The sequence below is a fragment of the Microvirga sp. RSM25 genome, assembly GCF_044784385.1.
Classification (GTDB): domain Bacteria; phylum Pseudomonadota; class Alphaproteobacteria; order Rhizobiales; family Beijerinckiaceae; genus Microvirga; species Microvirga tunisiensis.
In genome coordinates this window covers 1,179,516-1,191,790 of the sequence record NZ_CP173039.1, presented here as the reverse complement: position 1 = coordinate 1,191,790, position 12,275 = coordinate 1,179,516, and the positions used below count along the sequence as shown (strand labels likewise).

Sequence of the window (12,275 nt, the reverse complement as noted above, 5' to 3'; positions counted from 1 at the left end):
CATCTTAAACTCCTGCCTCGGCCGGGTCTGCGACGGGCTTGACCCAGACCGGAGCGAAGGCCTCGTCCTGCCGGATCGTGAGCTTGCCCTCGCGCACCATTTCCAGGGTGGCGGACAGGGCCGAGGCCATAACGGTCGGGCGCATGGCAGGCTCGACCATGTATTCCACCAGATAGGTGTCGAGGGTCACCCAATCGCTCAGGTGACCGACCAGGCGCTCCAGTGCCTCCCGCGCATCGATCAGCGACCAGACGTTCCGCTTGTACAGGGACACCCTGGCGTTGAACTGGATCTGGCGCTGCTGCGCATACGCCTTGAGAAGATCGTAGAGGCTGGCCTCGTAACGGGAATCCCGGTTGACGATGACCGGCTCCGGCGCGCCGCGGGCGAAGACGTCCCGGCCGAGCCAGGCACGCTCGCCCATCTTCTTGGCGGCCTCGCGGATCGCCTCCAGGCGGCGCAGGCGCAAGGCCAGGGCAGTCGCCAATTCTTCGGCGCTCGGCTCCTCGCCCTTCGGCGGCTCGGGCAGCAGCAGGCGCGACTTGAGATAGGCGAGCCAGGCCGCCATCACGAGATAATCCGCGGCCAGTTCCAGGCGCATGCGGCGCGCCTCTTCGATGAAGGTGATGTACTGCTCGGCGAGAGCCAGGATCGAGATGCGGTGGAGGTCCACCTTCTGGCGGCGGGCGAGTTCCAGCAGCAGGTCGAGCGGCCCCTCGAACCCGTCCACGTCGACGAGCAGAGCGGGCTCGCTTTCGCTACGCTCCGTGCGTTCGACATCTTCGAAGGGTAAGGGGTTCGCCATCGACCGTACTCAACTCATGGGGTTCGAAGCTTCATAAGCTTTAGGCGATCATCGCAAGAGCAGAATCGAGTCTTGCCCGCGCATCCACAGGATCCAAAGGCTCCGGATCATGGGTGATGCGGGCTAACGCAGCGTTAGCACGACGCAGGGATTCTCCGCTTAAGGTGGGGGCAGCCTCGGCGACGGCGCTCATTTCCTCCATGTTGCCGTTGCAATGAAGGGCCATGTCGCAGCCGGCCCCGAAAGCGGCCTCGGTCCGGTCCCGGAACGAACCCGAGAGGGCATGCATGGACAGGTCGTCGGTCATCACCAGCCCGTCATAGCCGATGTGGCCGCGGATGATCTCCTCCATGACGATGCGGGAGGTCGTCGCCGGCCGCTCCGGATCGAGCTCCGTGTAGACCACGTGCGCCGTCATCGCGAGCGGCATATCGGTGAGCATGCGGAAGGGCGCGAAATCGTGCCTCTCCAGCTCCTCACGAGAAGCCTCGACCACGGGAAGCGCCTTATGGCTGTCGGCGCCGGCCCGGCCGTGGCCCGGCATATGCTTGATCACTGGCAGCACGCCGCCGGCCAGCAGACCCTCGGCGGCGGCCCGGCCCAGGATGGCGACCTGGCTCGGCGACTTGCCATAGGCCCGGTCGCCGATCACGTCGTGGGCGCCCGGCGATGGTACGTCCAGAACTGGCAGGCAATCGACCGTGATCCCGACGGAGCGCAGATCGTTGGCGATCAGCCGCGCCCCGAGGCGGGTGATCTCGCGCTGAACCAGCGGGTCGTTGGCGTGGAGGCGGCCATACGCGCTTCCGGAGGGGTATTTCGGCCAGTGCGGCGGCCCCATGCGCTGAACCCGACCACCTTCCTGATCGATCAGGATCGGGGCATCGGACCGTCCGACCGCATCCCTCAAGGAGGCACAGAGCGCCCTCACCTGCTCAGGCGTCCCCACGTTACGGCGGAACAGGATGAAACCCCAGGGATCCGCCTCCTTGAAGAAGGCGACCTCGTCGGGGGTGAGCTCGGTGCCGGAGCATCCAGCAATAAAGGCGCGGGTTTTCATACCCGCGCCTTACGTCCCCTGCTCGGCAGGGTCAAGAAATCTCAGCTGCTACGCCGGGATCAGTTCTTGGCGACGAAGCACTGTCCGCCCTGGCCCTGCAGCTTGGAGCAGAGGGAGGAAGCCTCCTCCTTGGACAGGGGTCCGACCCGGACGCGATAGATCGTATTGCCGTTGACCTCGGCCTTGCGGATGAGCGACGGCATACCCCCGAGGTCGGAATACTTGCGCTGGAACGAAGCAAAGGCAGTCTGTGCCGCGGCCTCCGAATTTGCCAGGCCGAGCTGCACGGCGAAACCGCCGGTCGGCGTCGTCTCCGCTGCCGCCGGGGCGACCGGCTGGACCGAGGCGACCTGCTGCGGCGCAGGCGTGGTTGTGGGCGTGGCTGCCGCTGGAGTCGGCTTCGGCGTCGGAGCGGGCGTAGCAGGAGCCGCCATGGGAGTGCTCGCGGCTGGCTTGGGCTGGACCGATGCCACCTGAACCGGAGCGGGCGTCGGACGGCCCACTGGAGCAGGCTGGGCCTGCGGCGGCAGAGTCATCGCCGCAACGGAAGCTGCGGGCTGAGCGGCCGGCGTCTCCGCTCCCGCCACGGTACCGTCGGGACGGATCGTGACGGTGCGAACCTTCTTCGGCTCCCCGAGATTCAGGCTGGCGGTCTGCTGAGGCTTGATCGCGCTGCCGGGGACGGTGCCGCCGGTCGCATCCGCCACGGAGCTGCCGTTCATGCGCACGGCCTGCTGCACGTCGACCGGCTGCTCTTCGCGGTTAACGACCTTCGTCGCCGCGTTCTGGTTGGCGCGCTCGTAGATCTGCTTGTTCTGATTTGGGATCTCGACCCCACCCGGGTTCTGCGGCTGCACCTTGGTCGGCTCATTGTTCGCCTTCACGAGCGGCGGCGCGCCACCCGTGACCGCCGACGAACCCGAGGCAAGATAGGCCCCGCCACCACCAAGCACGACGGCGCCGACGACGGCAGCGATCGCGATCATGCCCTTGCGGGAGCGACCCTTCTCGACCGGCGCATAGTCCTGGGACTGGTCATAGTCCTGCTCGGCATAATGCCCCGCCTGATCTGCGTAATAATCCTGAGCATAGGCCTCGTTGCCATAGGCGTCCTGATCCTGGGGAGCATAGGCAGGCTCGGGGCTTCGGACGTGGGTCCGGGGATAAGAGCCATGATCGATGGAAGGGGCGACATGCCCGCCATGCGTAGCGCGAGCCGGCATCTCTCGCGCGGTTTGCGGCATCGTGTCGCGGACGGCAAAAAGGTCGTCGATGGAAGAGCCCTGCTGGCGCGGACGGGCGGAACCGTCATTGGCCAAAATGGATTGAAATGGATCGTCTTGTCCCACGATCCGAGCCAGTTCCGCGAGCGGATCGTTCCGCCCGACGGAGGCCGGCTGGGATTGCGGGGTGCCCGCCTGGGCGAGTTGCCGTTCGATCTCGTTGAGGTCGACGGCAAAACGGGGCTTTACTGATTCGCTCATGCGCCGGATCTCCAGTTACGCGACAGGAGCACCTGCTGCTCCGCGGGCACGACGTGACAGAACTCGACGCGAATGCCTCGTAAGCGGTTGATCCGCCTCAAGAAACACTATCGCATTTCGTCGGGTGCCGTGACGCCCAGGATTGCGAGGCCAGATGCGAGCACGCCCTTCAGGGCATGCACGAGAGCGAGCCTCGCTTGTGTTGAATCTTTATCAGTTAGATTAACAAAGCGTAATTGCGGCAAGTCTTTGCCCTTATTCCATAAACTATGGAAGGCGCTGGCCAAGTCGTAAAGGTAAAATGCGACTCGGTGAGGCTCATGAGCTTCGGCCGCAGCCTCGATGGTCCTGGGAAACTGGGCGATGCGATGGATGATGTCCATTTCGGCTTCGTCACTCAGGATCGAGAGATCAGCCCTTTCGAGCTGCGCGGCCGAGAAGTCGGCACCCGGGAATGCCTCGGCCGCCTGCCGGAACACGGAGGCGCAGCGGGCATGAGCGTACTGGACGTAGAAGACCGGATTGTCCTTGGACTGCTCGACCACCTTGGCGAGGTCGAAATCCAGGGGCGCGTCGTTCTTGCGGAAGATCATCATGAAGCGGGTGGCGTCCCGGCCCACCTCGTCGACCACCTCGCGCAGGGTCACGAAGTCGCCCGAGCGCTTCGACATCTTCACCGGCTCGCCGCCGCGCAGAAGCTTGACCAGCTGGCACAGCTTCACGTCGAGCTCGGCCTTGTTGTCGGAGACGGCCCTGACGGCCGCCTGCATGCGCTTCACGTAGCCGCCATGGTCGGCGCCTAGCACGTCGATCATCGACAGGAAGCCACGCTCGTACTTGGAGCGGTGATAGGCGATGTCCGAGGCGAAATAGGTGTAGGACCCATCCGACTTCATGAGCGGACGATCCACCTCGTCGCCATAGGCGGTGGCGCGGAAGAGAAGCTGCTCCCGGTCCTCCCAGTCCTCGTCCTTCTGGCCCTTGGGGGGCGGCAGGCGGCCCATATAGACCAGATCGCGGGCTTTCAGCTCCTCGATCATCTTGGCCACCTGATCGCCCTCGGGCCCCTTCTGGAGGGAGCGCTCGGAGAAGAACACGTTGTGGTGGATGTTGAGTGCGGCGAGATCGGCCCGGATCATGTCCATCATGGCGTCGATGGAGGTCTCGCGCACGAGCGGCAGCCACTCGGTCTCCGGCTTGTCGAGCAGGCTCGGGCCGTACTCCTTGGCAAGACGCTCGCCGACCGGCTTTAGGTAGTCGCCGGGATAGAGCCCTTCCGGGATGGCGCCGATCTCCTGGCCGAGGGCCTCCTTGTAGCGGAGATAGGCGGAGCGGGCGAGGACATCGACCTGCGCACCCGCGTCGTTGATGTAGTACTCGCGGGCGACCTTGTAGCCGGAAAAATCCAGGAGTCCGGCCAGGGCATCGCCGAACACCGCGCCGCGGCAATGGCCCACATGCATCGGGCCGGTCGGATTGGCGGAGACGTATTCCACATTCACCGAAGAACCCGCCCCCTGCCCGCTCCGGCCGAAGTTGTTGCTGTCGACGACCACTGCGCGCAGAACCTCATGCAGGACCGAAGGCGCGAGCCGGATGTTGATGAAGCCGGGACCGGCGATCTCGACCCTGATGACGCGCGGATCGTCCTGAAGGTCGGCGACGAGAAGCTCGGCCAGGGCGCGCGGGTTCATGCGCGCCTCCTTGGCCAGCACCATGGCGGCGTTGGTGGCGAGATCGCCATGGGAAGGATCGCGCGGCGGCTCGACCACGACGCGGCTGACGTCCAGCCCCGATGGAATCTTAGCCCCTTCGGCCAACCAGCCGAGCGCATCCGCAACCCGCTTCTCAAACAGCCCGAAAATGTTCATGGTACTTTGTCTCTGGAGAGCCCTTTGGCCCCGAATGCTTCGGTGTGCTCGATCATCGGACCCGAAAGTGGAAACCACTTTTGGGGCTCATTCGATGATCTCATCCTAAAATGAGCGCATCGAATGAGCGGAAAACCGAGGCCGCTTTTCCGCACGATGCGCTAGCGCAGGTCCGGCGTTACGTCAAACAGGCGCCGGTGTTCAAGGATCGCATATCGATCGGTCATGCCCGCGATGTAATCCGCCACGCGGCGGGCAAGGCGGGGCTCGTCGTCCCTCGGCAGATCCGCCTGCCATTCCTCGGGCATCAGGTTCGGCTCGGCCTTGAAGCGCCTGAACAGATCCCGCAGCACGTCGTCTGCCTGGGCGCGAACCTGCATGACGTCCGGGTGGCGGTACATGTGGGCATAGAGGAAGCGCTTGATGGAGGCGTCGGCCTCCTTCATGGCCTTCGAGAAGCAGACCATGGTGTCGCCCGCCCGCCGGATATCCTCCGCCGTCTGCGGGGACAGAGCCGCAATCCTGCGGTCCCCCTCGGCCACCACGTCCTCGACGAAGCGGGTGATGACGCGCCGGGTCAGCTCATGGATGCGCCGGGAGAGATCGAGGGCCGGATAGCGCGCGTCGATCTCTGCCAGAAGTCCTTCGAGAAACGGCACCTCGCGCAGTTCCTCGATCCTGAACAGCCCGGCTCGCAATCCGTCGTCGATGTCGTGAGCATCGTAGGCGATATCGTCGGCGATGGCCGCCGCCTGCGCCTCCCCACCGGCATGGGTGGCGAGTTCCAGGTCCTGCTGGGCGTTGTATTCGAGAATTGCCAGCGGAACGCCCCGCGCGGCATAGCGCAGGGTCGGATGTCCCTGGGCATCGAGGAGCGGGCCGTTATGCTTGACCAGCCCCTCCAAGGTTTCCCAGGTGAGATTGAGCCCGTCATATTCCGCATAACGACGCTCCAGGCGGGTTACGACCCGCAAGGCTTGGGCGTTATGGTCGAAGCCGCCGAACCCAACCATGCACTCGTCGAGCGTATCCTCGCCCGTATGGCCGAACGGGGTGTGGCCAAGGTCATGGGAGAGCGCCAGCGCCTCGGCGAGGTCCTCGTCGAGCCCGAGAGAGCGGGCGAGCGCCCGGGCGATCTGGCTCACCTCGATGGTATGGGTCAGCCGGGTCCGGAAATGGTCGCCCTCGTGATAGACGAAAACCTGCGTCTTGTGCTTGAGCCGGCGGAAGGCGGAGGAATGGATGATCCGGTCCCGGTCACGCTGGAACTCGCTGCGGGTTGGCGAGACTGCCTCAGGAAACAGCCGGCCGCGGCTCCCCCAGGGATCGCAGGCATAAGGGGCTCGCCATCTCTCGCCAAAGGGCCGCACAATCATCCCCGGGTTGAAGCCTTGTCAGCGCGCACTTACCTTGCTCATAACAGCTTGTCCAAGACTAGAGCGGTTCGCGGCTCCTTAACGCCGCGAACCGCTCTAGCCGCCCCTAGAACCGCATTTTCCGGCGGCGAACCGGTACCCACTTCGCCTGAAAATGCTATTACGTCCTCCTGAGGACTGGAAGTGCCCATGACCGGTATCACTCTGACTGACCGCGCCGCCCGCCGCATCAACGAGATCATGGCTGCAGAGCCCGCAGGCTCCCACCTGAGAATCAGCGTCAACGGAGGCGGCTGTTCGGGGTTCCAATATGCCTTCGATGTGGACCGGACCCGGCAGAACGACGATCTCGTGATCGAGAAGGACGGGGCCACCGTGGTGGTGGACGAAGTCTCGATCCAGTACATGGACGGTTCCGTCATCGATTTCGTGGACGACCTGATCGGCCAGTCCTTCAAGATCGAGAATCCGCATGCCACCGCCTCCTGCGGCTGCGGCACCTCGTTCTCGTTGTAAAACCGTCACGTAACGTCCTATTCGATGCGCTAGCACTTTCATTCAGGGTTGGCCGGCGCTGGATTCGCCGGCTTGGGGGATCAAATGGGACTTCGTTACCACGCAGGGATCTGCGTTCTCGCCTTGGTGGCCGGCTCCGCGGCCTTGCAGTTCGAGCCTGCGGTTCTCCGTGACCTCGTCATCGACAACGGCAGCCAGCGCATCACCATCGGAGCGGTCAGGACTTCGCTTTGGAGCGCCGCCTTCGCGCAATCCGCCGACAGCTTCAGCCTGGACAATGTGAGCTTCACCTTCGGGTCCACGACCTATGAGGCGAAGCGGATCGAGTTTTCAGGAACCTCCTCATCGCGGGCCGATATCGAAGCGCTGTTTTCCTCGACCTCCACGGAGGCGATGGAGAGCCGCCTGAAGCGCATCACCGTGAAGCAGATCACGATCCCTGAAGCGCGGGTGAAGCAGACCATCGGCAAGCAGACGCAGACCGCGACCTATAGGAACGCCACCCTCAGCGATATCTCCCAGGGCCGGATCGCCTCGGCTCTCATCGAGACGAGCGCGACGGAAACGAGCGGCGCCAAGAACAACGTGCTGATCAGCACCGGCCGCACGAGCATGAGCGAGCTTGATCTGCCCGCTCTCGCGCGTCTCTACGAGACCAAGGCCGACAGCGCCTCGGCTCCGTTCATCAGAGTCTATGGGGCCTTCGCCATCGACAATATGGAATTTGCTGACAACGAAACGGGCGTGACCTTCAAGATCGCCCGGATCGGTGGCAAGGACTTCCAGGGACGGCCGACGAAGGATTCCTGGACCGGTACCATCGGCATCTTGACCGAGATGGCAGATCGTCAGGATCACTCCTCCGAGGATCAGGCGCGCCTCCTTCCCGCCATCGCCGATTTCCTCGACGCATTCCAGATCGGCTTCATGGAAGCTTCCGGCATCGAGGCGACTGCCAAAAGCAAGGACGGTTCCGGTCTGACCCGGATCAACCGAATTGCCTACACGGGCGGCACGGACGCTCAGCTCGCCGATGTGCGATGGGAAGGCTTCGAGTTCTCCGACAAGGACAATCGCGTCAAGATCGACGGGTTCAGCCTGACCGGATTCTCGTTCCGCCAGACGATCGACGGCCTGAGAACGCTTCAGGGCAAGTCTTTCGACGACCTCGACCCGGCGGTCGCGCGGAGCCTCGTCCCGACCTTGGGTACGCTGCGCCTGTCGGGATTCTCCATCGACGGGACCAGTGACGACGAAGGCAAGAAGGTCAAGATCCAGGCCGGACTGAAGGGCTTCGAGCTGACCGCCGACAAGCCCGTGAACGCCATTCCGACCAATATCCGGATCGGGCTGCAGAACCTGACGATGGCGCTGCCTTCGAACAGCACCGACGACGGCATCAAGGAGCTTGTGGCACTCGGCTACAAGAACATCGACGTATCCCTCCTGGCCGCGGCCACCTGGAACGAGGCGGCGAGCGAAATCGCTCTCAACGAGGTCTCGTTCCAGGGTCTGGACATGGGCACCATCGGTCTGACGGGCCGCATCGGCAATGTCGGCAAGGACCTCTTCAACGCCGATACCGCGATTGCGACCGTCGCACTGGTGGGAGCCAGGGCGAAGGCACTCGACCTCACGGTCGAGAACAAGGGCTTGTTCGAGCGCTACATGGCCAAAGCCGCCAAGGAGCAGAAGACGACGCCGGAATCGCTGCGTCGCACCTATGCCGCGGCCGCGGCCTTCGTGGTGCCGGCGATGATCGGCAGTTCCGAGCAGGCTCAGACCCTGGGCCAGGCCGTCGCCCGCTTCATCGCCAAGCCCGGCAAGCTCACGGTCAACGCGACGCCCAAGGATCCCTCGGGCCTCGGCATCGCGGAAGCGGTCGTGCTGCCCGACCCCAAGGCCATCCTCGACAAGCTGAATGTCAGCGCGAAGGCTGAGTGAATTCTGCCCGTTCGCACAGCATCTCGAAGCCTACCGGCCGTTCCTCTCCCCTGTCATCACCGGCCTTGTGCCGGAGATCTCGTCTCGAAGGGCGCCGTGCTTTTCATCATCGGGATGGCCGGGACAGGCCCGGCCATGACGGGGAACAGTGTGGCAGCCTGTGAAGGCTGCTGTGTCGTCGCTGCCCTTCAAATCAGCGTCGGCTGATCCTCTTCCGCCGCCTGCGCCTCCACGACCGCAATCGCCGTCAGGTTGACGATGCCGCGCGCCGTCACGGACGGGGTCAGGATATGGGCGGGCTTTGCCGGGCCGATGAGAATCGGGCCGACGGGAAGCGAATCCGCCAAGACCTTGGTGAACTGGAACGCGATGTTGGCGGCATCCAGGTTCGGCATGATCAGCACGTTCGCCTCGCCCTTCAGGCGCGAGGCGGGGTTCACCCGGTCGCGGATCATCTGGGACAGGGCCGCATCGGCCTGCATCTCACCGTCGACTTCGAGGTCCGGCGCGCGCTCGTTGATGCAGGTCAGGGCCTCGCGCATCTTCAGCGACGAACGAGTATCGGCGGCACCGAAATCCGCATGGGAGAGCAGTGCGATCTTGGGCTCCATGCCGAAGCGGCGCACGTGGCTGGCGCAGGCGATCGTCATATCGGCGATCTCTTCCGCCGTCGGATCGACCTGCACGTGGGTGTCGGCGAGGAAGTAGGCGCCCTTCGACGTGATCACCAGCGACAGGGCCGCCATCTCATGTACGCCGGGTGCGAGCCCGATGATGTCCTTGATGTGCTTGACGCGGGACTGGAAGCGGCCTTCCAGGCCACAGATCAGCGCATCCGCATCCCCTCGCCTCACCGCGAGCGCGCCGATGACGGTGGAGTTGGTGCGCACCAGGGTCTTGGCCGCATCCGGCGTGATGCCCTTGCGGCCTGCCGCCTCCACATAGGACGCGACGTAATCGCGGTAGCGCGGATCGTCTTCCGGGTTCACCAGCTCGAAATGGCGTCCGATCTCCATGGACAGGCCGAACCGCTTCATGCGCGTTTCGACCACGTTGGGACGCCCGATCAGGATCGGCTTGGCGATGCCTTCCTCGACGATGACCTGCACGGCGCGCAGCACGCGTTCGTCTTCGCCCTCGGCATAGATCACGCGCTTCGGGTCGGCCTTCGCCTGCGAGAACAGCGGCTTCATGATGAAGCCGGAGCGGAACACGAAGCGACCGAGCGATTCCGCATAGGCCTCGAGATCCGCCAGCGGCCGCGTCGCGACGCCGGAATCCATGGCGGCCTTCGCCACCGCCGGCGCGATGCGCAGGATGAGGCGCGGATCGAACGGGCTCGGGATCAGGGACTTGCGGCCGAAGGGATGCGCCTCGCCGCCATAGGCGCGCGCCACCACCTCGGATGGGGCTTCGCGGGCAAGGCCGGCGATGGCCTTCACGGCCGCCGCCTTCATTTCCTCGTTGATCGTCGTCGCGCCCACGTCGAGCGCGCCGCGGAAGATGTAGGGGAAGCACAGGACGTTGTTGACCTGGTTCGGATAGTCCGAGCGCCCGGTGCAGATCATCGCGTCGGGACGCGCGGCCTCCGCCTCCTCCGGCATGATCTCCGGATAGGGATTGGCGAGCGCCATGATCAGCGGGCGCGGCGCCATCTGGGCGAGCAGCTCGGGCTTGAGGACGCCGCCGGCCGAGAGGCCGAGAAACACGTCCGCATTGGGGATCACGTCGGCGAGCGTGCGCGCATCCGTGTCCTGCGCATAGGCGGACTTCCAGCGGTCCATGAGCTCGTTGCGGCCCTCATGGACCACGCCCTTGATGTCCGTGACCCAGATGTTCTCGCGCTTGGCGCCGAGCGACACCAGGAGATTGAGGCAGGCGAGCGCTGCGGCGCCGGCGCCCGAGGTGACGATCTTCACGTCCTCGATGCGCTTGCCGGCAAGCTCCAGGGCGTTCATCACCGCGGCACCCACGATGATCGCGGTGCCGTGCTGGTCGTCATGGAAGACCGGGATGCCCATGCGGGCCTTCAATCGCTCCTCGACCTCGAAGCATTCCGGCGCCTTGATGTCCTCGAGATTGATGCCGCCGAAGGTGGGCTCCAGCGCCGCGATCACCTCGACCAGCTTGTCCACGTTGTTCTCGGCCACCTCGATGTCGAACACGTCGATACCGGAGAATTTCTTGAACAGGACCGCCTTGCCCTCCATCACGGGCTTGGAGGCGAGCGGGCCGATATCCCCGAGTCCCAGCACGGCCGTGCCGTTGGAAATCACGGCGACCAGGTTCTGGCGGGAGGTGAGATTGGCGGCCTCGGCCGGATTGGCGGCGATCGCCTCGCAGGGGGCGGCCACGCCGGGGGAATAGGCCAGCGCCAAATCGCGCTGGTTGCCGAGGGGCTTCGTCGGCTGGATCTCGAGCTTTCCGGGGCGCGGATACTGATGGTAGAACATCGCTCCCGATTTCAGATCCTGCGAGATGTTGTCTCCCATCCCCGACGCTCCTTGCACTGACCAAACCGCTTCGGAGGCCCTTGTGCGCGCGCTGCCCCCTGCCGTCAACGTTCTTCTCTGGTCTATGGAGCCAGACGATGAAGCTCCGGCACCGTTTGAAGAACTGGCGCAACCCGCACAACCAGACCCGCGTGCACCTGGCCCGCATGGCCGGGCGCTACGGCTACGAGATCGGCGAGTTCACCTACGGCAAGCCCAAGGTGCGCTTCCCCGAGTCGGGCCGGAAGCTCACCATCGGCCGCTACGGCTCGATCGCCGACAAGGTCGAGATCCTGCTCGGCGGCAACCATCGCACCGAATGGGGCACCACCTATCCGTTCTCGGCCTTCCGGGAACTCTGGCCCGCGGCGCCTCAAAGCGAGGATTATCACACCTTCCGCGGCGACGTGACCATCGGTCACGATGTCTGGCTCGGCTCCGGCGCCATCGTCATGTCAGGGGTGAGCGTGGGGCATGGCGCCGTGGTCGCGGCCCATGCCATCGTGACCAGGGACGTGCCGGCCTACGCCATCGTCGGGGGCAACCCGGCCAAGGTCATCCGCTTCCGCTTCGACGAGGAGACCATCGCAGCCCTGCTCGATGCGAAATGGTGGGACCTGCCGCGCGAAAAGATCGCGACCCTCATCCCGCTCTTGCAGAGTGACCGGATCCGGGAGCTGATCGCGGCCGTAAAGGTGCTGCGGACGCAGTGTGCGTGAAACCCCAT

The 12,275-nt window shown here is 64.7% G+C and carries 9 protein-coding genes; 3 read left to right on the top strand and 6 right to left on the bottom strand.

The features are described from left to right. Positions 1-4: 4 nt before the first annotated feature. The 5 genes from ACD578_RS05780 to ACD578_RS05760 form a co-directional block, all read right to left on the bottom strand. Complete coding sequence (locus ACD578_RS05780) at positions 5-805, bottom strand: segregation and condensation protein A (protein ID WP_404291676.1); 801 nt, start codon at positions 803-805, stop codon at positions 5-7. A 40-nt stretch (positions 806-845) separates the two neighbouring features. Beyond that, positions 846-1,865 carry a beta-N-acetylhexosaminidase gene (gene nagZ, locus ACD578_RS05775; protein ID WP_404291673.1) on the bottom strand — a complete coding sequence of 340 codons (1,020 nt, stop codon included), beginning with the start codon at positions 1,863-1,865 and terminating at the stop codon, positions 846-848. Positions 1,866-1,924: 59 nt separating this feature from the next. Next, complete coding sequence (locus ACD578_RS05770) at positions 1,925-3,349, bottom strand: SPOR domain-containing protein (protein ID WP_404291671.1); 1,425 nt, start codon at positions 3,347-3,349, stop codon at positions 1,925-1,927. A 107-nt stretch (positions 3,350-3,456) separates the two neighbouring features. Then, positions 3,457-5,220 carry an arginine--tRNA ligase gene (argS, locus tag ACD578_RS05765; RefSeq protein ID WP_404291669.1) on the bottom strand — a complete coding sequence of 588 codons (1,764 nt, stop codon included), beginning with the start codon at positions 5,218-5,220 and terminating at the stop codon, positions 3,457-3,459. A gap of 161 nt (positions 5,221-5,381) precedes the next feature. Further along, positions 5,382-6,596 carry a deoxyguanosinetriphosphate triphosphohydrolase gene (locus tag ACD578_RS05760; protein ID WP_404291667.1) on the bottom strand — a complete coding sequence of 405 codons (1,215 nt, stop codon included), beginning with the start codon at positions 6,594-6,596 and terminating at the stop codon, positions 5,382-5,384. Positions 6,597-6,785: 189 nt separating this feature from the next. Here ACD578_RS05760 and erpA point away from each other — a divergent pair, with 189 nt between their 5' ends. Continuing rightward, positions 6,786-7,112 (top strand): iron-sulfur cluster insertion protein ErpA, encoded by a 327-nt coding sequence (erpA, locus tag ACD578_RS05755; protein ID WP_152709130.1) that lies wholly within the window; start codon positions 6,786-6,788, stop codon positions 7,110-7,112. An 84-nt stretch (positions 7,113-7,196) separates the two neighbouring features. Further along, the gene (locus ACD578_RS05750) at positions 7,197-9,056 is read left to right on the top strand and encodes a hypothetical protein (protein ID WP_404291665.1); all 1,860 of its coding nucleotides are present in this window, start codon (positions 7,197-7,199) and stop codon (positions 9,054-9,056) included. A gap of 188 nt (positions 9,057-9,244) precedes the next feature. Here the strand turns inward: ACD578_RS05750 and ACD578_RS05745 are convergent, their stop codons facing one another. Continuing rightward, positions 9,245-11,548 (bottom strand): NADP-dependent malic enzyme, encoded by a 2,304-nt coding sequence (locus ACD578_RS05745; RefSeq protein WP_404291663.1) that lies wholly within the window; start codon positions 11,546-11,548, stop codon positions 9,245-9,247. Between the two features lie 98 nt (positions 11,549-11,646). On the opposite strand from ACD578_RS05745, the gene ACD578_RS05740 reads away from it, so the two are divergent. Further along, positions 11,647-12,267, top strand: a complete 621-nt coding sequence (locus ACD578_RS05740; RefSeq protein ID WP_404291661.1) for a CatB-related O-acetyltransferase — start codon at positions 11,647-11,649, stop codon at positions 12,265-12,267. The last annotated feature ends 8 nt before the right edge of the window (positions 12,268-12,275 follow it).

Bases quoted from the DNA above. Each gene is read 5' to 3' on its own strand.
- ACD578_RS05760 (WP_404291667.1), bottom strand. From the start codon at position 6,596: ATGATTGTGCGGCCCTTTGGCGAGAGATGGCGAGCCCCTTATGCCTGC.
- ACD578_RS05740 (WP_404291661.1), top strand. From the start codon at position 11,647: ATGAAGCTCCGGCACCGTTTGAAGAACTGGCGCAACCCGCACAACCAG.
- erpA (WP_152709130.1), top strand. From the start codon at position 6,786: ATGACCGGTATCACTCTGACTGACCGCGCCGCCCGCCGCATCAACGAG.
- ACD578_RS05750 (WP_404291665.1), top strand. From the start codon at position 7,197: ATGGGACTTCGTTACCACGCAGGGATCTGCGTTCTCGCCTTGGTGGCC.
- nagZ (WP_404291673.1), bottom strand. From the start codon at position 1,865: ATGAAAACCCGCGCCTTTATTGCTGGATGCTCCGGCACCGAGCTCACC.
- ACD578_RS05780 (WP_404291676.1), bottom strand. From the start codon at position 805: ATGGCGAACCCCTTACCCTTCGAAGATGTCGAACGCACGGAGCGTAGC.
- ACD578_RS05745 (WP_404291663.1), bottom strand. From the start codon at position 11,548: ATGGGAGACAACATCTCGCAGGATCTGAAATCGGGAGCGATGTTCTAC.
- ACD578_RS05770 (WP_404291671.1), bottom strand. From the start codon at position 3,349: ATGAGCGAATCAGTAAAGCCCCGTTTTGCCGTCGACCTCAACGAGATC.
- argS (WP_404291669.1), bottom strand. From the start codon at position 5,220: ATGAACATTTTCGGGCTGTTTGAGAAGCGGGTTGCGGATGCGCTCGGC.